22 protein-coding genes and 2 pseudogenes are annotated in these 26,204 nt (G+C 56.4%); 11 read left to right on the top strand and 13 right to left on the bottom strand.

Translation table 11 applies throughout. From position 1 onward, the window contains the following. Window positions 1-86: 86 nt before the first annotated feature. Complete coding sequence (locus tag AC0JZ1_RS20485; protein ID WP_471884278.1) at window positions 87-680, top strand: NAD(P)H-dependent oxidoreductase; 594 nt, start codon at window positions 87-89, stop codon at window positions 678-680. Window positions 681-754: 74 nt separating this feature from the next. On the opposite strand, the gene AC0JZ1_RS20480 is transcribed toward AC0JZ1_RS20485, so the two are convergent. After that, complete coding sequence (locus tag AC0JZ1_RS20480; RefSeq protein WP_471884277.1) at window positions 755-1,402, bottom strand: TetR/AcrR family transcriptional regulator; 648 nt, start codon at window positions 1,400-1,402, stop codon at window positions 755-757. Window positions 1,403-1,510: 108 nt separating this feature from the next. Between AC0JZ1_RS20480 and AC0JZ1_RS20475 the strand changes: the two genes are divergently transcribed. Together AC0JZ1_RS20475 and AC0JZ1_RS20470 are read left to right on the top strand one after the other, a co-directional pair. Continuing rightward, window positions 1,511-2,404, top strand: a complete 894-nt coding sequence (locus tag AC0JZ1_RS20475; RefSeq protein WP_471884276.1) for an NmrA family NAD(P)-binding protein — start codon at window positions 1,511-1,513, stop codon at window positions 2,402-2,404. 142 nt (window positions 2,405-2,546) lie between these two features. Continuing rightward, window positions 2,547-3,581, top strand: a pseudogene (locus AC0JZ1_RS20470) (epoxide hydrolase family protein); the annotation flags it as partial. Between the two features lie 6 nt (window positions 3,582-3,587). On the opposite strand, the gene AC0JZ1_RS20465 reads toward AC0JZ1_RS20470, so the two are convergent. Next, window positions 3,588-4,205, bottom strand: a complete 618-nt coding sequence (locus AC0JZ1_RS20465; protein WP_471884423.1) for an AraC family transcriptional regulator — start codon at window positions 4,203-4,205, stop codon at window positions 3,588-3,590. A gap of 157 nt (window positions 4,206-4,362) precedes the next feature. Between AC0JZ1_RS20465 and AC0JZ1_RS20460 the strand changes: the two genes are divergently transcribed. Continuing rightward, window positions 4,363-4,860 (top strand): DUF4142 domain-containing protein, encoded by a 498-nt coding sequence (locus AC0JZ1_RS20460; protein WP_471884422.1) that lies wholly within the window; start codon window positions 4,363-4,365, stop codon window positions 4,858-4,860. Window positions 4,861-5,005: 145 nt separating this feature from the next. Here AC0JZ1_RS20460 and AC0JZ1_RS20455 read toward each other — a convergent pair whose 3' ends face one another. The 4 genes from AC0JZ1_RS20455 to AC0JZ1_RS20440 form a co-directional block, all read right to left on the bottom strand. Next, window positions 5,006-5,410 carry a gamma-glutamylcyclotransferase family protein gene (locus AC0JZ1_RS20455; RefSeq protein WP_471884275.1) on the bottom strand — a complete coding sequence of 135 codons (405 nt, stop codon included), beginning with the start codon at window positions 5,408-5,410 and terminating at the stop codon, window positions 5,006-5,008. Continuing rightward, window positions 5,410-5,565 (bottom strand): hypothetical protein, encoded by a 156-nt coding sequence (locus AC0JZ1_RS20450; protein ID WP_471884274.1) that lies wholly within the window; start codon window positions 5,563-5,565, stop codon window positions 5,410-5,412. The genes AC0JZ1_RS20455 and AC0JZ1_RS20450 overlap by 1 nt, the downstream gene beginning before the upstream one ends. Window positions 5,566-5,652: 87 nt before the next feature. Beyond that, the gene (locus tag AC0JZ1_RS20445) at window positions 5,653-6,162 is read right to left on the bottom strand and encodes a DoxX family protein (RefSeq protein ID WP_471884273.1); all 510 of its coding nucleotides are present in this window, start codon (window positions 6,160-6,162) and stop codon (window positions 5,653-5,655) included. A gap of 398 nt (window positions 6,163-6,560) precedes the next feature. Further along, on the bottom strand, window positions 6,561-7,880 hold the full coding sequence (locus AC0JZ1_RS20440; RefSeq protein WP_471884272.1) for a GAF domain-containing sensor histidine kinase: 1,320 nt from the start codon (window positions 7,878-7,880) through the stop codon (window positions 6,561-6,563). Here AC0JZ1_RS20440 and AC0JZ1_RS20435 point away from each other — a divergent pair. Further along, a complete protein-coding gene (locus tag AC0JZ1_RS20435; protein WP_471884271.1) occupies window positions 7,791-8,402 on the top strand; it encodes a substrate binding domain-containing protein in 612 nt (203 codons plus the stop codon). The two genes, AC0JZ1_RS20440 and AC0JZ1_RS20435, sit on opposite strands and share 90 nt — an antisense overlap. Before the next feature lie 263 nt (window positions 8,403-8,665). Here AC0JZ1_RS20435 and AC0JZ1_RS20430 read toward each other — a convergent pair whose 3' ends face one another. Next, on the bottom strand, window positions 8,666-9,556 hold the full coding sequence (locus AC0JZ1_RS20430; protein ID WP_471884270.1) for a LysR family transcriptional regulator: 891 nt from the start codon (window positions 9,554-9,556) through the stop codon (window positions 8,666-8,668). 105 nt (window positions 9,557-9,661) lie between these two features. On the opposite strand from AC0JZ1_RS20430, the gene AC0JZ1_RS20425 reads away from it, so the two are divergent. Beyond that, complete coding sequence (locus tag AC0JZ1_RS20425; protein WP_471884269.1) at window positions 9,662-10,531, top strand: NmrA/HSCARG family protein; 870 nt, start codon at window positions 9,662-9,664, stop codon at window positions 10,529-10,531. A gap of 38 nt (window positions 10,532-10,569) precedes the next feature. Then, on the top strand, window positions 10,570-11,043 hold the full coding sequence (locus tag AC0JZ1_RS20420; RefSeq protein ID WP_471883680.1) for an SRPBCC family protein: 474 nt from the start codon (window positions 10,570-10,572) through the stop codon (window positions 11,041-11,043). Between the two features lie 294 nt (window positions 11,044-11,337). Here the strand turns inward: AC0JZ1_RS20420 and AC0JZ1_RS20415 are convergent, their stop codons facing one another. Together AC0JZ1_RS20415 and AC0JZ1_RS20410 are read right to left on the bottom strand one after the other, a co-directional pair. Next, on the bottom strand, window positions 11,338-13,101 hold the full coding sequence (locus AC0JZ1_RS20415) for a UvrD-helicase domain-containing protein (protein WP_471884268.1): 1,764 nt from the start codon (window positions 13,099-13,101) through the stop codon (window positions 11,338-11,340). After that, window positions 13,098-14,903, bottom strand: coding sequence for an ATP-dependent nuclease (locus tag AC0JZ1_RS20410; RefSeq protein WP_471884267.1), 1,806 nt, complete (start codon window positions 14,901-14,903; stop codon window positions 13,098-13,100). The genes AC0JZ1_RS20415 and AC0JZ1_RS20410 overlap by 4 nt, the downstream gene beginning before the upstream one ends. A gap of 577 nt (window positions 14,904-15,480) precedes the next feature. On the opposite strand from AC0JZ1_RS20410, the gene AC0JZ1_RS20405 reads away from it, so the two are divergent. The 4 genes from AC0JZ1_RS20405 (at window position 15,481) to AC0JZ1_RS20390 (ending at window position 21,514) form a co-directional block, all read left to right on the top strand. Then, complete coding sequence (locus tag AC0JZ1_RS20405) at window positions 15,481-16,860, top strand: hypothetical protein (RefSeq protein ID WP_471884266.1); 1,380 nt, start codon at window positions 15,481-15,483, stop codon at window positions 16,858-16,860. Window positions 16,861-16,934: 74 nt separating this feature from the next. After that, window positions 16,935-18,587 carry a hypothetical protein gene (locus AC0JZ1_RS20400; RefSeq protein WP_471884265.1) on the top strand — a complete coding sequence of 551 codons (1,653 nt, stop codon included), beginning with the start codon at window positions 16,935-16,937 and terminating at the stop codon, window positions 18,585-18,587. Beyond that, on the top strand, window positions 18,577-19,227 hold the full coding sequence (locus AC0JZ1_RS20395; RefSeq protein WP_471884264.1) for a hypothetical protein: 651 nt from the start codon (window positions 18,577-18,579) through the stop codon (window positions 19,225-19,227). Before AC0JZ1_RS20400 ends, AC0JZ1_RS20395 begins: the two co-directional genes overlap by 11 nt. Before the next feature lie 454 nt (window positions 19,228-19,681). Then, window positions 19,682-21,514 (top strand): hypothetical protein, encoded by a 1,833-nt coding sequence (locus tag AC0JZ1_RS20390; protein WP_471884263.1) that lies wholly within the window; start codon window positions 19,682-19,684, stop codon window positions 21,512-21,514. Between the two features lie 277 nt (window positions 21,515-21,791). Here AC0JZ1_RS20390 and AC0JZ1_RS20385 read toward each other — a convergent pair whose 3' ends face one another. From AC0JZ1_RS20385 to AC0JZ1_RS20370, 4 genes and pseudogenes are all read right to left on the bottom strand, one after another. Continuing rightward, on the bottom strand, window positions 21,792-23,423 hold the full coding sequence (locus AC0JZ1_RS20385; protein WP_471884262.1) for a DUF2326 domain-containing protein: 1,632 nt from the start codon (window positions 23,421-23,423) through the stop codon (window positions 21,792-21,794). Between the two features lie 184 nt (window positions 23,424-23,607). After that, complete coding sequence (locus tag AC0JZ1_RS20380; protein WP_174066944.1) at window positions 23,608-23,847, bottom strand: ABC-three component system middle component 8; 240 nt, start codon at window positions 23,845-23,847, stop codon at window positions 23,608-23,610. Beyond that, the gene (locus tag AC0JZ1_RS20375; RefSeq protein ID WP_471884421.1) at window positions 23,844-24,734 is read right to left on the bottom strand and encodes an ABC-three component system protein; all 891 of its coding nucleotides are present in this window, start codon (window positions 24,732-24,734) and stop codon (window positions 23,844-23,846) included. The genes AC0JZ1_RS20380 and AC0JZ1_RS20375 overlap by 4 nt, the downstream gene beginning before the upstream one ends. A gap of 382 nt (window positions 24,735-25,116) precedes the next feature. Further along, a pseudogene (locus AC0JZ1_RS20370) lies at window positions 25,117-26,190 on the bottom strand (RHE_PE00001 family protein); the annotation flags it as partial. Between the last annotated feature and the right edge of the window lie 14 nt (window positions 26,191-26,204).

The raw sequence follows: 26,204 nt of genomic DNA, 5'->3' as shown, positions 1-26,204 counted from the left end.
ATGAGTTTTTGAGGTCTTTGCAGGCAGCGTCTAGGCCCACGTCACTTTGGTCGTCCGTGCAGACATATGAAAACTGAGAGAACATTATGCATATCCTCATTGTTACAGCTCATCCTGATAGGAACTCCTACACGCGTGCTGTCGTCTCCAGTCTGGCGGCTGGCATCCAGTCGGTACCGGGCGTGACACATGACATTCTGGATCTAGTGGACGCTGAATTTGACCCCAGGTTTTCATCAAGCGACAATGACCTGTTCCATGGCCAAGGACAGGTATCGGACGATGTACGCGCCGAACAACGACGTATCGACCGAGCAGACGTGATTGTGCTGGTCTTTCCAGTTTATTGGTGGTCAATGCCCGCCATCATGAAAGGCTGGATCGACCGGGTGTTTATCTCAGGCTGGGCCTTCACTGAGGATCCTGACAAGGGTATCACTCGACTGTTAGGCCGGCTCAAAGGTCAGGTCATCGCCATTGGCGGGGCCGATCAGGGCACGTATGAGCGCCGCGGCTATCTTGATGCCATGCGCGCTCAGATTGTTCAGGGGATCTTCGGCTACTGTGGTATGGAAACTTTAGGCTTTAACCTATTCCTACCGTCCGATGACCATGAACGTACAGAGCACCTGCAGAAAGCTTTCGAAATCGGGCGCAGCACTGCCCGAGCTGTGTCGTGAGGCATGCTTCTCCGCCAGCAGATGTAAAACATAATCGGCTTTGCGCAGTCGAACCGCCGTCAAACATTGATCGCCTAGAGGTGCCCTGTCTTCTCCATTATGTCGAGAGCCAGGTTCACCTGTTGATCAACGAAAGCTGGAGTCGCTTTGGCTGTATCGCCTGACAGCGCGCCAAGCATCAAAACCGGGAATGTCAGATCCAGAAAACGTTCGACAACGTCCCTGGTTCTGTCCTGACAGCGCGACTTGTCGCTGTCATTTGCCTCTACCCAACCCACCAGACTGTCAACGATCTCGGTTCTGGCTCTCAAATTGATCTCAGCAGTCAACGAGGGATGGCGGCGTGCCTCTGTAAGGATCAGACGCATCAATTCGAGCGGGACGGGCGAGAGTGCCTGCAGAAGAACCGAGGTTCCCGCGTGTTGAAGTCTCACTCGGAAACTCGTTTCGTGCTGATCAGCAGGTGCGGGAGCAAAAACCGAGCTCTCGACTGCCTGCTTCACTACCGCTTCAAACAGCGCGTCCTTTCCCGCATATCGCGCATAAAGACTCGCTTTGCCCACACGGGCTTCTGCGGCAATGGCGTCAAGGCTTGTTCCTGCCACCCCCTTGGCCAGAAACAACTTGGTAGCCGCCGCAACTATCCTAACGTCAACGTCTCCGACGTTCTCACGGCGCGGTCGCCCCACACGCGGGGACAAATCTATCTTCGAAGTTCTCATGGGTTCACCATACGACACATCACAGAAAAATAAAACTGAACCGTATCGTTCTATTTTTGGTTTTGTTGTTCTATATGAGTGGTGCCAACCAAAAATGAGGCAGGAGCGATGCAGAAAAAGACGATCATTGTAGCCGGTGCGACGGGCGATCTGGGTACTCGGGTGGCCAAGGCGCTATCGCGGAAGGGTGCAATTGTGCGTGCTGTCGTGCGCAAAGGGAGTTCGTCAATTGTCCGGGCGAGGCTAGCGGCTGACGGAGTCCTCGTATTGGAAAGCGACTATGATCCAGTGTCGCTAAAGACGATCTGCCAAGGAGCGGACTGTGTCGTTTCCGTGCTAAACGGGTTAGAGGACGTAATCCTTGGCCAACAGGGAGCGCTCGTGGATGCGGCAATTGCAGCAGGCGTTCCGAGATTTATCCCCTCGGATTTCTCACTCGACTACACTAAGACTGTACCTGGCGAGAACAGGAACATGGATTTACGGCGCAGGTTCCGCAACCGGGTAGATGGCGCGCCGATCAAGGCAACGTCCATCCTCAATGGGGCATTCTCGACGGTCCTCACACAGGACGCTCCGATCATCCTACCTAGGCTTCAACGCGTACTTTACTGGGGACGCGCTGACCAAACGCTCAACTTCACCAGTAAGGATGATGTGGCCGATTATACCGCAGACGTGGCTCTTGATGACGATCCGCCGCGTGATTTGCGTATTGCAGGGGCAAGCGCCTCCCCCCGGGAGCTCTCGACCCTTGCGAGCAACCTCTCAGGGAAGCCCTATCGTCTCCTGCGCGCTGGAAGCATCAAGCGTCTGGGCTTTGTAATTGGCTTAACACGCCGATTGGCCCCGTCTCCTGGACAGGTTTTCCCGGCCTGGCAGGGAATGCAATACCTCCGCGACATGATGAGCGGCCGAGGCGAACTTTGGCCGCTCGACAATCAACGCTACGGCAAGCCTAATTGGACGACCATTGAAGCACTCGTTGCTGAAGTGATTTGAGGCAGACATGTTTGAAGACACTATGAACCAGATCATTCATCCCTTCGTGTTGAAGCTTCCGCAATCTGAGCTGGACGATCTTGCCGAGCGGCTTAAACGCACGCGCTGACCGGATCCCTCACCGGTAGAAGATGGTCGGCAAGGCCCGCCCCTTGAGAAGATCAGGAGGCTCGTGGACTACTGGCAAAATTTCTACGATTGGAGGCGCTGTGAGGCACTCTTGAATTCATTGGGGCAGGCTCGCACCGAGATTGATGGCGTCAGCATCCACTTCCTGCACATCCGGTCCAGCCATAACGGCGCTATGCCGCTAATCATGACACATGGATGGCCGGGGTCCGTCCTAGAGTTTCGACGCGTGATTGATCCGCTGGTGAACCCAACCGCCCATGGCGGCTCGCCTGAAGATGCATTCGACGTGGTTATCCCCTCCATGCCAGGGTTTGCCTTTTCCGGAAAACCGCAGAATGCCGGGTGGGATCCATCCCGCATTGCTTCCGCTTGGGGCCAATTGATGAACCGATTGGGCTATCGGCGATGGGCTGCCCAAGGCGGGGATTGGGGCGCAATGGTGACAATGGCGCTCGCTTATATGCGGGTGCCAGGACTGATTGGTATCCACCTTAATTTTGTGCCTTTCCAGCCGACCGAAGAGGAAATCGCGAAAGCCACATCTGAAGAAAGGGAGATGCTGCAGGCTGCGAAGCGATACAATGCTGAATACTCAGCCTATATGAGGCTGATGAGTACTCGACCACAATCCGTCGCATTCGGCTTGTCAGACTCGCCTGTTGGCCTTGCCGCGTTTATCTACGCGCTCTTTCAGGACGTGTCTGACAGCGACGGCAATCCGGAAGGGGTATTCTCCTACGATGAGATTATCGACGACATCATGATGTACTGGCTGCCCAACGCCGGCGCGAGCTCATCACGGCTTTATTGGGAAGCGACTCAGGCCATGCGCCAAGGTGGAATGCCTTCCGGGAAGGTTCCGGTCCCGACCGGGATCAGCATGTTCGCGAAAGAACAGGTACGCCTGTCACGAAACTGGGCGAAAAGCCGCTTCGAAAGCATCACTCACTTTGGTGAACATGCAAATGGGGGACACTTTGCAGCTCTTGAAGCGCCCGAGCTGCTGGTCAGGGATCTGCGCGCGACATTCCGTCCACTTCGCTAGTGCTATTTACGCGGTCGTCATGTCACCACGTTCAGCGCGCATGACAGTCTTAGCATCGCGAGCTGGCGGGGATCCGAACATACGTGCGTATTCCCGCGTGAACTGTGACAGGCTTTCATAGCCGACTTCGAAGGCGACAGAGGCGACGTTCAGTCGCCTCGTCAACAGCAATCTGCGCGCCTCATAGAGTCTGAAGCGTTTTTGATATTGCAGAGGTGAGAAACCGATGCTTGCTTTGAAGCTCCGGTGAAAGGCAGACATGCTCATGTTTGCATCGGCAGCAAGGTCCTCGATACGGAAGGGCTTGCGAAAGTTCATCTTGATCCAGTTGACTGCCCTTCTTACTCCGGACACTGGACCCTCCATTTCTGCGACCTGACATAAGACACCCGCCTGGCGCCCGCGCAACAGACGAAACAGGATCTCGCGCTCCAGCAAAGGCGCCATAATGGGGATTTCATCGGGATGATCCAGAAGGCGCAACATCCGACACCAAGCATCAAGCAGATCATCACCTGCTGCATATACGCCGAAGCCCCGCTCCCCCGCTGTCGAAGAGGGTTGCAAAACCTCACCGCAGAGCTCGGCCACCGATGAGATATCCAAAGTGAGACGGACCGCCAGATAAGGTGGCGCAGATTTGGAGAGCTGGTTCGAGGCAATTATATCGTCGCAGGTCTCTGCGGAACGTTAAGGACGCGCACGAGTTTGGAGTGACGATATTCCACATAAAGGAGCACTTATCTTGAAAACCGTCCTCGTACTCGCCAGCCTTACCGTTATGCTCGCGTCACCTGCCCTGGCGCAATCCGCCGCGGAAAAGACCGGCGTCAATTCCGTCATGGGTGTCGCCCCTAAAACCGAAGACTTCGTGACTGAGGCAGCCTCATCGGACATGTTCGAGATCGAGTCCAGCAAGCTTGCTCTTGCACAGTCACAGGACCCGGCGACGAAGACCTTCGCCCAGCAGATGATCACGGATCACACAAAGACGTCCGAGGAGTTGAAAGCCCTGGTCTCGGGTGGCAAGGTGAAAGCCACCATTCCGACGGCAATGAGTTCGGCCCAGCAAAGCATGCTTGACGATCTCAAGAAGCTCAAGGGCGACGACTTCACCAAGCAGTACCATTCCGATCAGGAAGATGCCCACGAAGACGCTGTCGACCTTTTCAAGCGATACGGCAAAGAAGGTGAAAACGCTGACCTCAAGGCGTGGGCTGCGAAGACCCGTCCCGCCCTTGAGCATCATCTGATGATGGCGAAGGACATGAACAAGTAACTCTGGTGTTATTCGAGCCACACTGATCGGTGACCACGGATGTACTGGCACCGACGTCTCGGAGGCCGGCACCTGATGCCGGCCTTTTGCCAACACGGGATACGATTACACTCTTCAGGTTTTCGCGAGGTCGATCGGGAATGGATTAGCGCTTCCACGGCGGCACGAAACGCCTGTCCTGGTATTCTGACAGGCAATCCGAGTGCAGAGGGTCAAGCCACTTCGCCGTCTTCATGAAGCCGATCGCGACCGTCGATACACCCCCGCCCACTGGCGCAACGTCCAGCGTCGTGCGGAAGCTCCCCTCTTCTCCGATGTCCTCAAGTTCGTCCAGAACGGAGAGCCGATCTTCTTCGATTTCGAACAGTTCCCCCCGGACACGCAATCCTTCACCCGGCCGGTCGAGCATCATCGGGCCGTAGAACGATCCGGCAATGTAGAGGGGATAGCTTTCGATGGTTTCGACGTCGCCGATGTAACGAGCGCCTTGAAGCCCCTTTTCGAAAAGTGGGAAGCCCCTCTTGAGCGTGCCGTAAATGAAGATTCTCATCAGTGCAACACCGGGCCGACAGGATATTCAGGGTAACGGCAGTGGAAGGTTGTGATCAGAGTAAGGGCGCGAACCGCTACGCCCTCAGCGAGATCAAGGTCGCGAAACAAAATATCATAGGCAACAGACATAAGCGCCTGTGCAATGGAAGTCATGACCATCTCGAGGGCGCCGTCGCCTTCGTCCCGCGCCCAGCGGGCTGCTCTTTAGAGCGTGAAGAACAGCTTGTCGTTCAGGCTGTGTCAGCTCGCTGAATCTCGGCGAAATCGTCGGCAAGGAATGTCTTTCTCCTGCTGCTTGAACAAGCGATCGCCCGACACCTGCGCTGCCGTCATGGCCGATGATGCAATCTTCACTCGTCGGCAGGGCCACGAAGTCACCTCTCCCGTATACAGAGTAAGCCATACAAGTAAAGGCTGGAGTGGAAGACGGATCACGTGGTAGGACCACTGCAGCGCCGATGGCGATGGTGCAGCGAGACTGTCGATGGCATGTTTGATGTTCGCCGGGAACACGCACACGGCGTAGAGCGCAAGCCCGATCGCAGCAAGAGGCCGCACCGAAGGTAGTTGCAGGCCGACAGCTCCCGCCAGTTCGCAGAGACCGGTAACAAGTATGATGGTCGGAGCATCTGGAACCCAGTTCGGGGTTATCATCAGAAACGGTGTCGGGAATGCGATATGGGCAAAGCCAGCTGCGAAGTAGACGATGGAGAGACCGATGCGGAGCGGTCGGCGATAAATTGACCTCATAACGAACTATACGTCTAGCAACCAATTCGGTTCACTTACGAAGTATGCGCGGCTAGCTTGTGAGCCTCCAACCCCCGGGGGTAAGTCTTACGTTCCTAGCTGGAGCTTTTCGTAACCTACGCCTTGATGAGATGTGCACCTTCGTCCCTCGGTGCCACTGTCATCGGCCCTGTGCCCACTCTTGAACAGCTCTGTAGCTGATAGAGGAGGCAGGAAGATCGACGCCTGTTGGACATCAATGTTGGCGGTGAAATATTATTCTGCAACCGACGTTCTCACGGACCGGAGCGGGCCGTTTCTATTCACCACCGACCATGACAGGTCAGCCATGCGCGCGTTGCCAAGGCTGCGTGATGCGATCAGAATTCTCATCCCAGCGGGTAGTCAGTGGAAGAAACCTATACCAAAAGCGGCATCCTGAAAGTAAAGCAGGTTCCCGCATTATCGGAGGAGACATCAATCGTCCCACCGTGTGCTTTGGCGATCTCCAGTGCGATATAACGGCCGAGACCCAGCCCCTGTCCGCCGCGGGAGGCATCTCCGCGCTTGAAGGGAAGGAAAAGCTTCTGAATGTAGTCCGCGGGGATCGGAGTGCCTCCGTTGCGCACAGAGATCTCGATACCTTCCTCGCTCTGCCGACCGGTGATCTCCACCGGTTGGTTGTCGGCGCCGTGGCTAACCGCGTTCGAGACGAGGTTGGAGAACAGCTGCGCGATCCGAAGCCGGTCGATAAGTGCCGCCTTTGGAAGTTCGAGATGGAGACGGATGTCACGGTGCGGATGTGCCGAACGGATCTCGTCGGCTACCACCTGCAACGTTTCTACCAGGTCGGTTTCATTCAGATCAAGGGAGATGCCACCGCCAAGCCGCGCCCGTGCTAGATCCATGATGTTGTCGACGAGCCCGGTCATGCGGGAAATGCTAGCCTTCATCAGGTTTAGCACCAGTGGGCTTCGAGCCGTCCAGCCTTCCTTCAGCAGGCGGCTCGTCCCAGCATCGAGGGCTGCCAGCGGATTGCGAAGGTCGTGACCAAGTACGGCGATGAACTGCTCGCGCAGTTTCGATAGCTCGCGCTCGCGTTGCAGCGACGCCTCCGTCTCACGTAGCCGGTCACCGGCGTCCAGATGATGCGCGATCAACTCCGCGAAGAGCTTGAACGTGCCGATGACCTGCGGGTTGTCGACCTTCGCCGGCTTCGTATGGATGGCGCAGAGAGTTCCCCAGAAGGAGCCATCCGCCCGGATAATCGGCATCGAGATATAGCTGCGCAGATCGTAGATGCGGGGCGTGTGGTGGTCCCGGTACTGGTCGTAGGTCTGGGCATCGTCAAACACGATCGCCTGACGATGGTCCCGAATTTCGTTGCAAAGCGTGCTTTCAATTGGAAGCTCGTCGCCCGGCTTCAGTCCGAACCCGACGTGGTCGAGGGAGCTGCAGGTGATCCAGCGCATCTCGGTTACCCGAGCAATAGCGGCAAACCCCATTCCGGTCATTCGCAGAGCGACGTCAAGCATAGTCGGAACCGCCGCTATCCCTGATACGGCGTCGATGTCAGACTGGTAGTCACAGGCATTTTGGTCGACGGAAGCGGCGCCCTCCGCCAGCTCCTGTGGTGCCGCAAAGCCAATATGTTCCACCGCGGTGGCAGCGGCCTCCGCCAGCGCCTCCAGCGTCTCGACTTCCCACCGCGTCGGTTCGTACGGCTTGTCCACATCCACACATCCAACCAGAGAGCAGATCTTCTCAACGGCAGCTACGACGTTGCACTACGTGCTAGCAGTCAAATCGAGCCGGGCCTTGTCGCGCGCACTCTCTTGCGCGATCCGATGATTACTGTTGCCTCACCCAAGTATCTCATAGCTCGTGGCAGGCCCCGGTCGCATCTCGATCTGAAACACCATCGATGTCTTCTTGGATTTGCCAGAGGAGAATTGGCTGAAACGCACTGGCCTCTCACGTCTGGAGGCAAGTTTAAGGTCGAGGACGCATTCTTCGCGAATGACATCGACCTTTTGTGTGACGCAGCCCTGCGCGGCCTCGGTATCGCGCTCCTGCCGCACGGGTTGGTTTCAGGGCACCTTAGGAGCAGCGCATTGGTGCAGGTGCTCGACGGCGCAATCGGTTCAGAGATGCAGATCGCGCTCGTTTATCCCGAGCGCACCTACATGAAGCCACAAGTGAGAGCCTTCATCGATGCGATCGCGGCTTGGGTCAGGGACGAAGTCGATGGAGATGCGTAGTGACAGGGAATGGGTGTCGCCACCCTTAGCTGGTGCAATCTATTGGATGTCGACTCCAGTTGCGAATTGCTAAGTGCTGTCTGTCGGAACCACGCCATGCCGGTTTTTCCCCTTTATGGGTTCACGAGCTAGTTCACCGCCAACCTAGAGACTAGGAAGCGCGGCAAGCAACTACGCCATCGTGTTGAATATTCATGCCGAGACACATGCCGCCTGGGCCGTATTCGCGCGCAGTTAACGCTGCGACTTGACACGCCCGCCTCTTATCCACCGATATAGGCGGCCAGTTCTTCTGGTGTTCCCCTGGGAAAAGCCTGCTTCAGGAAATCCAGGAAGGCGGAGACCCGAGCACTCAAGAGACGCCGGGACGGGTAAAGCGCCCAGAGCGCGATTTCGGAATTCTCGACGTCTCCCCAGTGCATCAAGGAGCCGGCAGCTAGATCGTGGCTGACCAGCGAGATCGGAAGGCGCGCAGCCCCGACGCCTGCCCTCACCGCGTCGCGAACCATAATGAGGGACGACAGAACGAGGACGGGATCGATCCTGATCTTCGTGGGCCCATTGGTGGTTATGACGTTCCAGGTCTCAGGACCTGCCTCTCCCCGAACTACGCCCGGAACCGGTTGATCGCCAGCGGGTCGCGCAAGATCGGGACGTGCCACGACAACCAAACGATCATGCAGAAAAGCTCGACCGACGAGACTTTCATCCGGAGCTGGGTTGACGCGGATGACAAGGTCATAGCCCTCCTCAATCATGTCGACGGCGCGATCTTCCGTGGTGATCTCAAGTCTGACATCCGGGTATTTTAGCGCAAAACCAGCGGAGATCTTGCCCATGGCTGTCTGGGACAACAGAAGCGGCGTACTGATGCGCAATCGACCGCGAGGCTTTTTCGCACCGGACGCGATTGCCGCCGTAGTCTCGTCCAGTTCTGTCAGCAGCACGGCTGTTCGCTCGTAGAGCGCCCGCCCTTCCTCCGTCAGCTTGAGGGCGCGCGCGCCGCGCTCGAATAGTCGAAGCTGAAGTACCGCCTCAAGTTCCGTAACACGCCGCGACAGCGTTGCCTTTGGTCGACCGGTCGCGCGGGCGGCTTTGCCAAAGCCACCATGGCGAGCAACGAGGTTAAAATCGGCAAGTGCAAGCAGGTCCATGGATGTTCCACCTGTGAGACGCAACGTCTAGATTAGCGGTCTATCGGGTCATCAGTGAACCATCCATATTTGGGGTGTCAAGCAAACAAACCCGGAGACATTCCCATGACCATCCTCGTTACCGGCGCCACCGGCAATATTGGCGCGCTAGTCGTTCAGCACCTCGTCAACCGCGGCGCCGATGTGCGTGCCCTGGTCCGCGATCCCTCCAAGGCAGACTTTCCGGCCGGCGTTGTCGTTGTGAAAGGCGACCTCCTTGACGTGGACTCGCTACGCAGCGCCTTCGACGGCGTCTCTACGCTCTTCCTTCTCAACGCCGTCGTACCTGACGAATTTACCCAGGCACTGATCGCTCTCAACCTGGCGCGTTCGGCGGGCATTGAGCGGATCGTTTACCTGTCGGTGATCCACGCCGACGTCTACGTCAACGTCCCGCACTTTGCGGGCAAGTTTGCCGTAGAGCGAATGATTGAACAGATGGGTATGGCCGCCACGATCCTACGTCCGGCCTACTTCATGCAGAACGATCAGACGATCAAGGAGGTCGTCACTGGCTATGGCGTCTACCCGATGCCGGTCGGCGATAAGGGCCTCGCGATGATCGACGTGCGCGACATAGCGGAGATTGCTGCCCATGAACTGCTGCGGCGAGAACAAGCGGTAGCCCCCCTTCCGCTGGAACGCATCAACCTCGTCGGACCCCAGACGCTGACCGAAGCTGACATTGCAGCTATCTGGTCGGACGTCCTGGGACGCCCCATCAACTATGGCGGTGGCGATACAGCCGCCTTCGAGCATAACCTCAAGCAGTTCATGCCGCCATGGATGGCCTACGACATGCGCATGATGGGTGAGCGGTTCCTGACCGACGGCATGCTGCCTCACGAGGGCGATGTCGAGCGCCTGACGACGCTGCTTGGCCGCCCGCTTCGCTCCTATCGCGACTTCGCCTTGGAAACCGTGGCCTCCGCCTGAGGCAGGCCGCCCCACATCTCACAACAAGGACCATCGTCATGATCTATTCGACCGCAACCGTTCCCGTAAATCCTGAAGGCGAAACCACGCTCACCCGAGAGCAGGTCTGGAAAGGCCTTGTACTGAAAGCGCGCGACGCGCGCCTGTTTTTGCCGCCAGGCCTCTGCACCCGCTGCGACGTCGTCGAGGACAGTGCAACCCATTTCGTTCGTGAAGCGACGATTGCGGGCTCTGACATCAAGGAGATCATCACCCTGGAGCCGCAGAGCAAGGTCACGTTCTTCCAGGCCACCGGTCCACGCGAGGGCGCCATCATCAATGAACTGTTCGAGGATGAAGCCGGCACGCTGCAGCTGAAATTCTACTGCTACCTTGGAATGCGCGGCAAGCAACCTGGCGGCCTAGAAGAGCAGGCTGAACAGGCGCAGTTCGACAGCGACAGGGGATACAGATCGGCCCTGCTGTCGACGCTGAAGCGGACCCGCGAACTCGTTGCAGAGGGCAAGCTCTGATTTCCGCCATCACCAAACCAGTCGGGAGGCCTCGCGAAAGGCGTCTAGCCTTTTACAGGGCCAGTCCTATCCTCATCTCAGGTGTGAGTCCCGCTCGCCTTGAAAGGAATCGAACCGGCGACCGTGTCATTGGAATAGAGCTAACACGCTGAAATTACTCATCGAGGGCCGTCAGGTTGTCTCACGCCGACGGCCGATATAGCGCCGGTGGAAGCTCGTCCGTTATCGGCTATTTACTTTTAAGTAAGCGGCCGAACGCAACTAACTATCGAACGTCGCGTATCATAAATAGTCTCATCGAAGGCCAGCCTCCGCGATGAAGGGGGTCGGCTTGTTTCTCCAATGGGACTGATCGGACGCGACGAGTAAGATGCGCTTGGCACGGGTAAGGCCGACATAGAACAATCGCCGAGATTCGTCATACTCCTCCTGCGTCGAGGTCGAAAAATGCGGGATACTACCATTGTTCATACAGATCAGGGCAACGCCATCGAATTCGCGTCCCTTAGAATTGTGCAGCGTTATTAGCTTGAGCGCATGCTCAGGATTGGCGAAAAGACCCATATCTGAGATCAGCAGATTCGCGAGATCGACCTTGCTGGCCTGCATGTCGGACAACATTTCTTCCGCGGAATCGATCAGCGTTTGTTTGGCACTGCCCGGCAACAATTCCTCGTTTTCGAGATAGTGACCTGCCTCGTGGGCCATGGCGCGCAGCCAGGCGACGCCGCCGGGATGTTGGTCAGCAAGTCCACGAGCGAGATAGATCAGGCCGAGCGCCACACGACGCCCCTGATAGCTGAACATGTCGTAGCGCGACTCTCCTGTGAGGTCGCCGATGAGCCGAAACAGAGCCCGCTCGACACCTGGGAGCCCGAGGTAGTTGCCAGCCTCGGCACAGGCTCCGAGCTGCTCGGCGAGTCCGGCAAGCAGTCGCCGACGTCGATAGGGCCGTGCGCCCGGACCGAAGACTGGCACGTCCAATTCCCGGAGGGCGCGGGCGACGGGGATAAGATGCGTCCACCATGGCGCTAGAATTGCTGCCTTACCGAGCGGGATGCCGGCATCCTGCAGGGCGGGCAGAAAATAGTCAGTGATGGCGTCAATCGGCCGGGCGACATGAACGTAGTTCACTTGCGCCGCGACTTGGGCAGCATCGCCCGCCGACTGCATCCCCGGGACGGTCCGGATCAGTGTTGATGCAGTGCCGACAATCGCCGGCCCGCATCGGAAGTTGCCGGTCAAGGTTGTGTCGCGGTGCGCGTCAATCTGATCTCCAAACTGATCAGCGAGTTCGGGACGAGCACCTGCGAAGCGCATGATCGACTGATTTTGGTCACCGACCAGAAAGAAGCGCGTGTGGAGGAAATTTCGGAGTGCTCCGAAGATGGCGATCTGGATATCAGTGGTATCCTGAAATTCGTCGATAAGTAGCCAGGCAAAGCGGCTCGCGATGCCTCGTGCGACGAACGGGTGCTGTTCGAGGATCTTCCATGAATAATAGAGGATCATCGCGAAATCGAGATATCCGTGGGCGCGGACCCGCTCCCAATAGAGCGTGGCGGAATCCTCAGTGACAATGCCTGTCTCGATCCCTTGGCCGCAGGGGTCGCCGTTCACGTCGATGCGAAGCGATTCATAGTCCTCGAACACCTGCCCGGCGGGCATGCGACCGAAAGCGTCCTCGACTGCCGTCACGATCTGCTCAAACTGACTGTTCTCCCGGGAGAGCACCTGAAACGACGCCGGCACTTCGGGTAACAGCCAGCTATAGGGACGCAGAATGAACTGTAGGCAGAAAGCGTGGATCGTGGAGATTTCACAGCGGTCTGCGATCGCGTTATTGCCGTAGGTGCGCAATCTGGTCTCGATCTCGTCGACTGCAGCATTGGTGTAGGTAATACAGCCGATGAACTGTGGCGTACCGACAACCTGATCGGCCAGCGTCAGCAACTTGGCGAGAATGACCCGCGTCTTGCCGCTTCCTGGGCACGCAGTGAGAAGCAGATTGCCGTCGTATTCGACGGCCTCGCGCTGTTCCGATGTCAGCCGGATCATTCGGTGAGCCACTCATACGCCTCCTCGATATAGGTCGGCAGATCGGTCGCGAGGTGAGCGTAGCGCGCAGCTATCTGCGCGAAACGCGCCTTACCAAAGCGTTTGGCGGTATTGAGCGTGATACGGCCAAGCTCAATGCGTAGCGCTGTCTCGTCGGCGGGGCTTAGTCCCCCGAGCGCGAGCGTTGCGAACCCTTGCTCCATCTGCGCAAGGATCTGCGGCGCGCCGAGAGCGCGGACGGTCTCGATCAGCATTGGCATGCGTCCGAGCGATACCAACTCGCGTTCGAAGGTGGTGGCGCCCTCAAAAGTGGATACAAAGTCGTTTTCTAGTGCCACCAAATCGGGCGCGTGGGCTTCCGGATCGAAGTCCTCGGCGTCGAACGGCTTCATGTCAGCATCGGCCACGATGGCGCATTTCTTCTCGAGCGATCCGGCGCGGAACAGTTTGGCATAGACGTCAAAGTGGACGCCATGAATCGCAATAACGGAGATGCCGAGCCGCTCAAGCCTCACGCCATACACTTGCTCAATCATCGCCGGGATCAGGAACATCTCGGCTGGACCTTCGACCAGCATAACCTTGCGAGCGTAGAGCAAGGCGCTCTTGGTTGCGTCTAGGTATCGTTCGAGATCGGCAATTTCTGGCGCAGTCAGCGCGGCATTAAGCGCGAGATTGCCGGCAGCGATGGTCGCGTCCTCGCGCTTGGTGAGAGATACAATACTGCTCAATGGAACCTGAGAGGTCACCTGGGTGCTGTGACTGGTCAGGATGGTCTGCACGTTGATCGCGCGTAGTGCCGCGATCAAAGAGAACTGCAATTGAGGATGAAGATGCGCTTCTGGCTCCTCGATCAGTATCAATTGGCCGGCCGAGCGGTTGAGCGCGATCCGCCGCTGCAGGTATTCCATCAGGATCGCGATATAGAGAATGTTGTTCATCCCAAGACCGTTGCGGCCAGGTTCGAACGAGGTGAGCGAAAGGTCCGATAGAATGACTTTCAGGTTGCGTATGATCGCGCGGAAGGTCGCAGCGGAGAGGCCGAGAGTGGCGTCCATCTCGAACGCGGGGCCAGAGACTTCCTTGAACCGTGCGTCAATTGCCCCTGCTATTTCGGCAATAGTCGCCGAGTTCGCGATCGCCTGATTGGCCTCGTCGAGGATGGCAATTAGGGCATCCTGCTCGGCCGCATCAATCTCGAACGCCTCGATCAGACGGATGAGTGGCGACTGGCGGGGATTACGCAGGTCGCTCTCGACATCGCGGAGCGCAGGCAGATGAACAAGAAGGTAAGATTGCAGATCTGCAAAGCGCACCGACTCGCCGATCCCGTCGTCATCCCAGGCAATCTCCGTGAGGTCGATGGCAGGGTCACCGCCACCGCGGATTTCCCACTGATAATCTTCGAGGGTCAGCGCCCCGGGTAAGATGTCGCCACTTACAAGCTGCTCCCGGACAGCTGGCCGCGGACGGAAGCGGTAGAATATACGCGCGCGGTCCGCAGCCGTCTTCCAGGTACTAACTAGCGCCTCTTCATTCACACGTCCCTCGAACCCAGCCAGTTCAATTCCTATCAGAACCTGGCTGGGCTGGGCGATATCGATCGCGGAGTGGATGTCCTCGCGCATCAGCGCCCGGAAACTCGACGGCAGCATGTTGTCTAGACAAATTTGGATTGCGCGAAGGATCGCGGTCTTGCCAGTATTGTTTTCTCCGATGATACAGCACAGATCATCCGCGACATTCACGTCGAGTGACGCGAACGTGCGAAAATTCTGGATCACTATTCGAGCTACTCGCATCACCCCCCCGGCTGTCGCGCGGCCAAACACCGCGATTCATGGTTGCATTAAGGGGATGGCCAAGACAAGCGTGTGATCAATCTCGCACAGCCTCAGAATATTGCAGGGATCCTCTGACTACCCATTCAAAAGCGTTTATCGACCACAGTTCGAAGAACGAAAGCCATCGAGTCGGTGCCCGCTGTCCCCGCGCCTGGGCCTGAACGGACAGATGCATCGGTAGGTAAAGCGTTCCCAGGCAGCCGCCCTGGTTTCCACTATCCATGTCAAGCGCCGCTACGTTAACAGACATTCGCTTTTAGTTTGAAGCGACGAACACTTGAACGATGGCAATGGCGGCGCATTGCAGACGTGACCCTGCAGCGAACTATATTGGCTAGCGTGATGACAACCTGCGCGACTGAACGACTGCTATGGTCGCGGCTGCCGCCCATCCGCTCCGAAAACAGGCCAGAATCATCGGACGACCTCGAATCCCTTCCAACATACTGTGCACAACGCTCGATTTAGCGCGCGATGCAATTACCAACCCCAAAGCAACAACTATATCTTCTTTCATCTGCGGGGGATATTGCACGTGACCGACCTTTATGTAGCCAAAGTAACGGACAAAACCATTCTCGATATGCTGATCGAGCTGAAGGAAAAATACGGCTCGAATCATATGGGCATCGATCTAGGCGGCGTCCCACTACCGGAAAACGAATTCGAATTAATACGGAAAAAGAAGGGGCCTTCCTTTCTCATTCAGTCATTTTCTTTCAATCCAGGCGACACCACATTCAATGTGAATATGAACCGTGGCAACGTACTGGCGAGTCTCAACCCCGCTTATTACGACATCATAAAGTTCGACCCCGCGAACGGGCGGATAAATGCTGAGAAGCTTTTGGAGGTAGAGGAAATCATCCGCCGCTACCTGACATTCCCGAAAGCTGGTGACGCAAAGGGACTGGCTGAAAACACGCTTGGCATAATCGATCGCGAAACGGCATCGCTTGCCCAACTGCATCATACAATGCTGGAAAACGCAGAAAACTTGCGCATCAGCTACGAAGAAGATGCCGCCGAGCGCCGGAAGAAGTTCGAGGAGCAGCAGCTTCAGGCTGAGGAAGAAATCCGGAAGCGGGAAGCGGAATCGCGGGAGCGCATCAGCAATGAAAAAGCTGCACTGGATGAGAAGATTAAGGAATTTGACCAGTCGGACCACATGTTCGCACGCCGCAAATTGCGCGAGGACATAACCACACAGGTGCAGGGCTTCCTCGCCCGCCCGCCAAGTTCCCGACAGTCGCTGATGAAGCTGACGTTCCTCATCTGGATCTGCATCGGCGGCGCAGTATTAGCCGGTGGTGCTGCATTTTACACGTTCCAGTCTTTTGTTTCCCTGACACAGGAAAGGAGCCAACTCGCCTCCGATCTGCTGGCGGTAATCGAACGTTCTGCCCTAAAGGAACCGGCGCAGACGAGCCAAACTCAGCATCCGGCCGACACTCAGGCTTTAGCTCCTAGTACGGCCACGGAGACATTGGCCCCCAAATTGCCCGACAACACGATATTGCTCTGGATGTTGGCCCTCCGTGGACTGCTTCTGTCAGCGGTCGCTGTAGGCTTCATTGCATACCTCGTGTCATTTCTACGCCGTTCATACGACACCGAGCTGCGTACCATGCAGGAACTCCAGCGGTATGGAATGGACATCAACCGCGCGAGCTGGGTTATTGAGACTGCAATGGAGATGACCAACAAGGAAGGCGCACAGCTTCCGGAAAAATGGGTCGAAGGCGCCTGTGCTGGACTTTTCCAAATGGGCGCGAAAGGCGACGGAGAGGTTAGCTCGCTTGCCGCCCTCGGCGCTGTCATGGGACTAGGGCCGGAAGTGAGCGTCGGCCCGAACGGGGCAACACTTAAACTGCCACCGAAGGCGGTGAAAAAAGCCGCCAATGACGCCGAATAACGAAGTTCCATCCCTCTAGGTAATCCGGATAGGAGCGTGTCATTCGCCTTTCTTATTGGCACCGCCAACTACTAATGACCAATATTTCGGCGCCGCCGCTCCTTTTGAGAAAGCGGCGTCCCGCAGAACCGTTGGCCGGATACATCACGCCGAAACTTCGAGAGCTTGTTGCCAGACTTTCCCATATCAACGACTTCGGTTTCTTGACCATGGTGTGGTCAACCCATGCCCTGCAGACAGGGCGGAAGGACAGCATCAGGAAGGGGATTTTCCGGTATCCCAAGGAGGCCGCGAGCGATAGTATCCTGGAGGGCCACTCCGTTCAGGCTTGGGAGATTGAAACCCTTGCGAACCTACTGCTCACGACGCCGAAAACGCCGGGCTTCGCATGGGAGCCGACGATGGACACTCGGGATTTTGAGACCATCCGCGTGCTGACAAATCTTCTCAGAAGCGCCGAGGATGACGAGACCCCGCTTCGCATCAACAATGAAAACATCATCGACGAGCTTCACAGGATCGGCCACCGGCAGTTCCCGTGGCAGCGGACTTGGGTGAGGTCGGGCGAGCTTTACAAATACCTGTACATCTATTGCCAAGGCGTTTGCGCGGATTATTTCAAGGAAAAGTACGGGCTCGACATCATCGACTACGTGTCGGCGGCTTTCGTCCTCTTCACCCAGCATGTTGGCCGGACTTGGATGCCGCTGCTGGATACGCAGGAAGAGCTGCCGGTGTCGCTGGAGGCGATCCACAAAACCACCAAACTGCTGTCGAGCAGTACATCGACGGCACATCGCGAAGCCGCCGCTCTGGTCAAAAAGTTCGAGGCCGAGGCATCAGCGCCCATACCCATCGCCTACCAGCCGAGCTATCTGCGGCTGAAACCAATCATCCGCTACGACCGTGCGGACACGACCCTCTACACGTCCCCCCTGCCCGACCTGATCCTTTTGCGGGTGACGGCCGGTCTATTTTACGACCTGGCTTCTGGTAAGAACGCTGTCATCAGCGATGCCAACACTCGGTTTGAGGAATACTCGCGGAAGATCATCAAGGCGTTCATTCCGGAGTTTGATCCGCTCCCTGCAGAAAGGTACCGGTACAAGAAGAATCCAGTCGAGACGCCGGACATCCTCCTGAAGCTGGACAGCAAGATCGTCAGCGTCATGGAGTGCAAGGCGACCAAGCTCACCTATGCCGCCCAATACGGAGAAAATCCCCGAGAGGACGCTAGCGACGGGTATGACCAGATCGTCAAGGCGATATTCCAGCTATGGCGGTATTTCGCCCATGTCCGGCAAGGAATTCTGAAGCACAACTTGGCGGACGACGTGACCGGCGTGATTTTGACGCTCGACTCGTGGACGCAGATGGGTGGCAAGCTACGGGATAAGCTGGTCGCGGAAGCGAAGGTCTATTCGGTCAATAAGGACAGCAGTATCACCGAAGCCGACATGCGGACGCCGGTCTTCTGCCCGATTCAGGAGCTGGACGACATCCTGTCGGTTTCCGACGCCGACCAGATATTAGCAACATTCCGTAGGATGACCGACATAGACAGCTTCAGTTGGAACGTCCGTCAGAAGCGGGATGATATAGGCCCAAGGCTACCGGCCAAACCCTACCCTTTCGACCCGGGCGAGCTGATGCCACTGTGGGCAATCACCAACCGCGGACGGTGGAGCGATCAACCCATAAAGGATAGTGGCAAGCATGGCCTATAGCAAAGCCGACTTCCGCACACTGACGCAACAGCTCCATCAATCGTTGGTCGCCCAAAACGGTGAGCCGTTATCATGCGAGCTCTACGCCACGCCGTTCTCGCACGGGTCAATAACCGTCGACTACGATAATGGTGACCAGGATCATCACGTCGCGGAAGCCTGCAACATAGCCGCCGTAATCTCTTCGATCGGCCGCATCCTGAGCTTGCCTCGATCCAATATCGCGTGCGAGGAGATGTCCGAAGTCTTGTTGCTACGCCTGGATGTTCTGAGGGAATACATTCGCGCCGCTATCGAAACGGCGCACAAAGGCACCTATTCTGAAACCGAGGCCGACAGGATGGTAAGGCGCTGGGCGGGCTTTCTCAAGCATCCTAGTGAATACGTATTTGCCCATAGATGCCTGTCTTCAACGGGAATGACGTTCGACCCGCCCGCGATTGAAATCGACTGTGCATTCTTGGCAAGTTGGGACACACTGAAACTTTACGAGCGCGATCAAAAGAAATCTGATCTGGCGCACCAAATAGTTTCGCTCAACCTCCCGAGCGTTGCCAAGATCGATGCCTTCTTCAAAGCATCCGCAAGCCACATAAACAAGCTTATTGCCGCGAACTTCGGCATCGCGCAAGATGCCTGATCAGCGTCTTCGCCTCGAAGAGAGTCGAACCGATGTCCGGCTCTCAACGCGACTAGCTGATGCTTGAAATGGTGGGGATACGTCAAATCCCTGTGGGAAAGCTGTCGGAAGTCATTGTCAGTATACCACAAATTTGGGCGATATGAAATTTGATACTTTGGTATTACCATTTTAGTTCCCACGGAGTAATTTCGGGCTGGTATCTACCAATTGCAAGCCTATTTCATATATCCATGGGGCGGGCGCGTTCCGTGCGGTTACATGATGGAGAATCACGCCAGCGATGCCGCCAGTGCTTGCCAAATCCTCGAAGCTGAACTGGATCTTCCGGGCAGCTCATAAGCTCATCTTTCCAAGCGACTTCCCCCAGGAAAAACGCCGGGCAGATGGTCCACCTTCGGCACTTCGCAGCTACATCGATTATTATCGGAAACTTGATGCTCCTGGATTTGCGGTGCTGGTCACCGGCGCCTGGGGCATAGGCAAGACCCACCAGGTCCTTCATTCACTCGATGAAGACGAATTTCACCTTGTCAGCCTTTTCGGCATGCACAGCGCTGAAGAGCTACGCTCGGCCGTCTTTGCGCAGATGTATCCGTCGCGTGCCCGCATCAAGATGCTGCTCAAGGACGCACAGCAGAGCATGCACGCGGTCAGCGGGCTCGCAGCATTGGGCGGATTGACGCCCACGCTGCTCGGCGCCTTTCTCGACAAGGCGGTCAGCACCGAACGAGTTCTTGTTTTCGACGACCTCGAACGCTGCCGGATTCCATTGAAGATCCTGCTCGGGGTGATCAACTCCTATGTCGAGCATGCCGGATGCCGTGTCATCGTCATCGTTCACGACACCAAAGTGGTGGATTCCTACCTCAAGGATGCTAAGGAGAAGGTGTTTGGCCAGACGCTCAACGCACTGCCGCAGACCAGTCAGGCATTCGAAGAGTTCATGAAGCCACACCGCGGCACAGCATTCGGCGATTTTCTTGCGCCCTATGAACAGGATGTCCTCGATATCTATATCAGGTCGAAACGACCGTCACTGCGCCTTCTTAAATACCTGATCGAGGATCTTCGCCGCTTCCACGAAGCCCTCGACGATCGGCATCGGAGCAACAAGGCTGCTATGACCGAGGTCGTCAAGATGATCAGTGTCTTCGCAACCGAGATCCGCGACAATGTTATGACACCCGACGATCTTGCCAATCGAAGCAGGCAAGCTATAGAAGCCGCCTCGAAAATTGGCAGTGCAAATACCCGCTATGGTACAATCCAGCTGCACAGCAACACGCTTCAGGACGGGCTACTGTCGGACATGTTCGTGAAAGGCATTTACAGCGCCGACGACATCCGCCGAAATCTTGACGAAAGCGTACATTTCCTTGTTCCTAAGGAAGATCCGCCATGGCGCACCGTCATCAACTTCGACAAGCTCGCTGATGAGCAGGTGGCCATCGGCCTTGCGCGAATGAATGCGCAGATCGAAACATTCGCTGCGATCGAGACAGGCGAAATGCTCCATATCCTTGCACTTCGCCTGATGATGGCGGAGCAAGGAATTTCAGGACTGACACCCGCCGAGTCCGTGGCGGAAGCCAAAGCCTATATCGATGGAATGCATGAGCGGTGTAAAATACCGCCGCGGCCGCTGCGCTACGACTGGAAGCATGAGCGGTACTCTTCCCATGACGGGATCGGGTACTGGGTTTCGAGGCCAATGGAAGCCAACTTTAAACAGATAGTCGATCATCTGAGGGAGAAACAGGAGGCTGCACTTAATCTGAAGCTTGAGGCAGCCATACCGGATTTGCTTGTGGCCCTCGGCAGAGGCGAGAAATTTTTTGAAATGCTTGTTTCCACCTATACAGGCGACAACCCGTATGCCCATGTCGCGATCCTCGACAAGATTGAGCCGGAAACCTTTATCAAAGCTTGGTTGGCCGCGCCAAAAGCGAGCTGGTACTGGATCGGTAATACGATCAGCGAGCGCTACAAGGCGTCCTTTCATAGCGATCCCCTAAAGCGGGAGCGGCCATGGGCCCGTGAGGTTGTGAGACTATTGCGAGCCGAGAACTCGAAGCTTGATGGTCTCGCTCGGTTCCGCCTGTCGCGCGCGGTTCCGGTAATTGGCGGCCCCGAAGACGATGTAGAGCCGATTGTCATCAGCGTCGCGCGCGTCGACGGCGCACCGCTCACAGAACCCGCCGCAACACCGGTCGAGACCTCGACCGGTGAGGCAGGATCAAAGGCCACGCGCAGGCGGCGTGTCACGCGCATCCGGCCAACCTAGCGAAACCTCCGCCGACTGACGAAGGCACGAGTGCGGTCGAGCGTGATGATGGCACGCGCTGACGCCCGGCGTCACCACAGGCCATTATCTGTGCGACGGGTTGAAGCTGACCAACGGTCCCACTTCGGGACCGCCACGCTCATAGGTCTGTTGATGCGCGCCAGGGACAGGTCGGAGTCGCAGCGTCAGCGATCGGTGTCAACGTCCTGCGTAAACCAACTGCAGGGCATGTCAATTCAATTAAAAAAAGCAGCCGTAACACTCAAGTGCAGTACGGCTAAAATTCTGGCATCTTGAAGAGACGCCCCTGATCACCACTATCATCAAGGCGCAAAATCACCTCTTCGGAAGAGAATGCGATCGGCTTGTCATCCTCATCGCGAGGTAGATCCGAATTGATAATCGACATGATGTACTGGATCTTGCCGTCTGCAATTAGCTCGCGGACAAGCTCCAGGAAGCGAACCTTCACCCGATTGTCGAGTCCTTCGAGGATGCCGTCATGATATACGAAGTGGTAGAAAGGCAGATCTTCGTAAGCCTTGAGGACGCTCAGGTCGAACAGAGCGCAAAGCATCTGCTTGTAGCTTTTCCCTTCGGACTGTCGCGACGCTCGCTTTGACCCCTTCTCCAGCAGTTCGATCGGAAATTCGACATTCCCCATGCCGTTCTGACGGACGTAAAAGAGTCCCTCATGATCGAGTACACGGCGGCAATAGAGATTGAAGTTCGCGGCGATACGATCCCGCGCCGGAGTGCCTTGGGAAATGAGGGCTTTGATCTCGTCCACAACCTGGCTGCGGTCGCGCTTTAGCTTGTTGATCTCGCTCTCAAGGCTCGCAATCGCGCTGAGCCGTTGTTCCTGGCCTTCGAGATAGGCGATATCGGCTCTCTGCTCGGCCAGGTTTCGCTGGAGCCTTTTGAATTTTTCAAGGGTGTCGGTGCCTTGCAGGATGTTGTTGTAATCCTGGCGCTTGAGATCATCCACCTTTCGTTGGGCTCGCAGACGCTCTTGTTCTTCCTCAAGCTCCTTCTTCCGCGCCCGAAGCGTGCGGTTGCGCTCATTGGTGATCTGACGGTTAAACTCTACTAGAGCCTCGTACGATTTCTTCAATTGCCCGGGAAAGTTGAGCTCACTTTCTTTGAAAATGGTTTCTACTTCAGACAGATTGAATGACATCTTGTTTTTCAACGAGGTGTCGATGTTGCGGATATCGACGCGGACATTGTAGAGCGCATCATTGGTTTCAGCGATACGCGCCTCAATGACGTCCACGAGCTCATGCATCAGCCGCCGCTCCTCGGAGCTGAACTCAAATCTATCGAGATCTGCTTCAGTTTCCTCCAACTCCACCTTCTTATTTCTGATTTCCGCTGAAAGTCTGAGAAGATCAGTTTCGTCAACTTGGAGCTCGGCCTCTTTCTTCTTTTTATCGTTCTCCTTCTCCTCGATGTCTTGATCTAGTCTGTATTTCCGTTCGACCGGCTCTTCATTGAAACCGAGCAGCGTCATTACAAACGGCTTCCACCCCAAGTGCGCACCTGCCAAAAACTTCTGCAACTGCAGGACGTCGTTGTAATCCTCCTGTGTGCGGAGGAAGTAGGAAAGTGCCTTGCGGTAGTCGTATGGGCTGATGATGCGAAGATCGAGTATCCCGTCGAGGAGTTCGCGTGCCGCCGTACGGCTGACGCCGTCGTGGTCCCAGTCCTTGCTTGCGAGCGAAGCAAGATTCTGGCCCCTATCCTCATGTTTTTTTAGAGCGATCTTGTTGCTATCGACTACCTCACGCTTGACGGTAAGAAAGGTCCCATCGTTTAGGCCAATCTCCAGGAAGAATTGAAACTTGGAAAACCGTTCGGCATGGGTCTCCAGAAAATGGCGCGACCCGGTGATGTCCTTCAGGAACATGAAGTCGATCAGGTGGATAAGCGTTGTCTTACCGAGATTATGAGAATCTCTGGGCCCACCATCCTTCGCCCGCGAGACATCGCCATAGACGACGTTCAAAACGTCGGCGTCAGTCTCGCAATTGAAGTCGATCGGAGTGAACAGGTTATCGAAATTGGTATAAAGACGGCTGAGCTGCATAAAATTAGCCTTCCTTATACTCGAAGCTGTCGTTCTTGACGTGGTATTCGAGTTTTCCGACGACAAACAGAAAGCTCAATGCCGGCTGGAACGCGATCTCGGATTCAGAGCCGACCGCCTTTAAAACTTTTCTCCGCAGGGCGGAAAACTCAAGTACGCGACGCTTCTTCAGCTCATGCAGCATCACCGCAGCGACGCGCAGGACCGAATTGTCGAGATCGAGGTGCTTTTGCGCTGTGATCATACCGCTGGCTCCCTCTCACCAATATCGCAATCATCGTACATATAGCACAGGAGGAACGTCACATAGCGGCGTTTCCCTATGAATTCTGGTCTTGCTTCTTTGATGACATCAAACAGATATCCGATAATCTCCTCGAAATTATCGAACCGGTCACGATAACGGACAATCTTCTGGCGCAACTCGTCAGCAATATCGTGGTATATGTCACGGTATTCTGAGTTCCTCTCATTCCTCAGAAACGACCTCATTTTGTCGAAAAGAGGCATATACTTATTGACGATGACCATCTGATAGTATTCATCAGACATTCGATTGACTTTATTCTTCACTTTCTTCTTATTCACCAAGGTGAAGTCAACAGCGCTTTCGTAGCCAGATCCTTCCATGTCGATCGCGTCTTTCAGTGCAACGATGACATCGACCATGTCTTCGGAATTGAATTCGAACGGCCGTGCATACTCATTGACTGGCAAGGCCCGTGCAACGGTCGGCGTCTCGTGAAGAAAGCGATTGATCTCTTCAAGGCCAATAACTGCTGCATCGGTCAATTGTAGGCCCCGAACCTTTTTCAGGATCTTCAAGTCGGCACCTGCGGGCAATTTCCGGTTGGTGAAGACCAGGTAATAATGCAGCACGCCCTCTTCGATCAGTTTTGCAACCTTCGGCAGCTCGCTTTTGTCACCGGGCTCGAAGTAGCGCTTGAAATCGCTGTCGGAACAGGATGCGTTCGGTGTGGCCGTATGCTTGGCTTGAATGACAACATGGCCGGACCATTGGCTCTCAGTGCTCGGATAGGTCTGTGCCGTACCGAAGAAACGCGCATCACGGCCGCCGTCTCTTCCTTCGGCGAACGCAGTCGTGCCTTCACCCAACCACTTCTTGCACATGGTCACGACGAGGTATTCGAACTCTCGGTCATTCAGGTGATATAGGAAAAAGTCTCTGACCAACTTCGCCTCTTGATTGCATTCAAGTCATTTTGGGATGTCGGTTATAGCACCCAAAACCGTATCAATTCGGTTAGCGTGATCGTGGACAGCGCGGCAGAACAAGCATCCGAGATAGTATCAATAGCCCAATACAAGGCCGTTTTGTAAGGCTCCATTGCTCTGAACTTGTTGAAAAAGGGCGAGCGCTGATAAAAATTGTCTCACGGACTGCGGTCGCGACCCCTGCTTGCTATCAACCACCATGCTGGGGCCAAGCACTGTGCACTAAATAATATGTTCGCGCCACTTTGGCGCGTCCAACAGTATGCGTCGTCCATCATTAGATCACGCCCCACGCCCGAAATCTCCCCCTCCCGGTCATCTCCCTCAACCCCAGCTCCAAAACAATCCTCCGCGCCGCCTGCGGCGTCACATCGAGCGTCTTCGCCACCATCCCGGCCGACACGAGCGGCTTTGCCATGACCAGTTCGACCAACTCCGGCAGCTTTGAAGACGTCCGGCGTCCGTCCAGCTTTCGCTCGAACATCGTGCGCGCCAACGACAGCCGGTCAAACTCTTTCAGACCGATCTCGGCGGCCGCGATCAGGCCGTGAGCAACGGCGAGCAACCGGGTCTCCCGGTCACGATGCCGGCGTCGATCGACCGGGATGGTTTTCAGGCCGAGGTTGATGGCGGCGAGATGCACCCCTGAGGTAATCCCGGCCTGGCGCAGGATGGACGCGCAAAACAGACGACCGAGCCAGGGGGCGTGCTGAAGGACGGACGACTCATTCCAGGCATCGAGGGCGACGATGGCCTGCAGTATCGTCGGCAGGTTTTCGGCCTGGCGCAGCACGCCGCGCCACTCGTCGAGCCTGGCATCCTCGTCCCAATCGAGATCGTAGATCATCGGATCTTTCTCTGGGTCGCCCCTCCGGCCGGTCCGTGTCGCGTTCTCGATCGCCGCTTCCGATCGGGCGAGTACCTCATCGATTGCGGCATAATCGATGCGGGGGAGATGTTCGATGTCGTCGGCGGTCTCCCCCTCGCCTTCCGGATCGTTCGCGACTGCGCGCCGGGTGGCATTGGCGGACGTCGCCTCGTCAGCGTCGACCGATGTGATCTCCGAGGCTTTTCGGAGTGTGCGAAGTCCGTCGGCCGATAGGGCCCAGTCAGGCAACTGGGCAGCAATGCGCCGGCGGGTTCGCAGCACGTCGCGAGCAATGGTCAGCTCGTGGGTGGGTGTGCGAATATCTCTGACATGGTCGTGGAGGACTAGATCTTCGAGATGGACGAGTTCGCCGTCGATCCACAGCGATGCGCAGGCATCGGTGAAGTGGGTGCGCTCGATCCACCCTGCGCCAACGTCCGAGCGAGCTATACGCTCGTCCAGACGGGTCAGGGCGACGCCGGCTGTGGCTTTTACTT

This window comes from Affinirhizobium capsici, assembly GCF_977018625.1.
The sequence above is the reverse complement of the archived record's forward strand: the minus strand, read 5'-3'. Positions and strand labels throughout refer to the sequence as shown.

Bases quoted from the DNA above. Each gene is read 5' to 3' on its own strand.
- AC0JZ1_RS20410 (WP_471884267.1), bottom strand. From the start codon at position 14,903: ATGCGAGTAGCTCGAATAGTGATCCAGAATTTTCGCACGTTCGCGTCA.
- AC0JZ1_RS20425 (WP_471884269.1), top strand. From the start codon at position 9,662: ATGACCATCCTCGTTACCGGCGCCACCGGCAATATTGGCGCGCTAGTC.
- AC0JZ1_RS20380 (WP_174066944.1), bottom strand. From the start codon at position 23,847: ATGATCACAGCGCAAAAGCACCTCGATCTCGACAATTCGGTCCTGCGC.
- AC0JZ1_RS20485 (WP_471884278.1), top strand. From the start codon at position 87: ATGCATATCCTCATTGTTACAGCTCATCCTGATAGGAACTCCTACACG.
- AC0JZ1_RS20420 (WP_471883680.1), top strand. From the start codon at position 10,570: ATGATCTATTCGACCGCAACCGTTCCCGTAAATCCTGAAGGCGAAACC.
- AC0JZ1_RS20415 (WP_471884268.1), bottom strand. From the start codon at position 13,101: ATGATCCGGCTGACATCGGAACAGCGCGAGGCCGTCGAATACGACGGC.
- AC0JZ1_RS20435 (WP_471884271.1), top strand. From the start codon at position 7,791: ATGTTCCACCGCGGTGGCAGCGGCCTCCGCCAGCGCCTCCAGCGTCTC.
- AC0JZ1_RS20395 (WP_471884264.1), top strand. From the start codon at position 18,577: ATGGCCTATAGCAAAGCCGACTTCCGCACACTGACGCAACAGCTCCAT.
- AC0JZ1_RS20475 (WP_471884276.1), top strand. From the start codon at position 1,511: ATGCAGAAAAAGACGATCATTGTAGCCGGTGCGACGGGCGATCTGGGT.
- AC0JZ1_RS20445 (WP_471884273.1), bottom strand. From the start codon at position 6,162: ATGAGGTCAATTTATCGCCGACCGCTCCGCATCGGTCTCTCCATCGTC.
- AC0JZ1_RS20375 (WP_471884421.1), bottom strand. From the start codon at position 24,734: ATGTGCAAGAAGTGGTTGGGTGAAGGCACGACTGCGTTCGCCGAAGGA.
- AC0JZ1_RS20430 (WP_471884270.1), bottom strand. From the start codon at position 9,556: ATGGACCTGCTTGCACTTGCCGATTTTAACCTCGTTGCTCGCCATGGT.
- AC0JZ1_RS20400 (WP_471884265.1), top strand. From the start codon at position 16,935: ATGACCAATATTTCGGCGCCGCCGCTCCTTTTGAGAAAGCGGCGTCCC.
- AC0JZ1_RS20450 (WP_471884274.1), bottom strand. From the start codon at position 5,565: ATGACTTCCATTGCACAGGCGCTTATGTCTGTTGCCTATGATATTTTG.
- AC0JZ1_RS20460 (WP_471884422.1), top strand. From the start codon at position 4,363: ATGCTCGCGTCACCTGCCCTGGCGCAATCCGCCGCGGAAAAGACCGGC.
- AC0JZ1_RS20480 (WP_471884277.1), bottom strand. From the start codon at position 1,402: ATGAGAACTTCGAAGATAGATTTGTCCCCGCGTGTGGGGCGACCGCGC.
- AC0JZ1_RS20385 (WP_471884262.1), bottom strand. From the start codon at position 23,423: ATGTTCCTGAAGGACATCACCGGGTCGCGCCATTTTCTGGAGACCCAT.
- AC0JZ1_RS20455 (WP_471884275.1), bottom strand. From the start codon at position 5,410: ATGAGAATCTTCATTTACGGCACGCTCAAGAGGGGCTTCCCACTTTTC.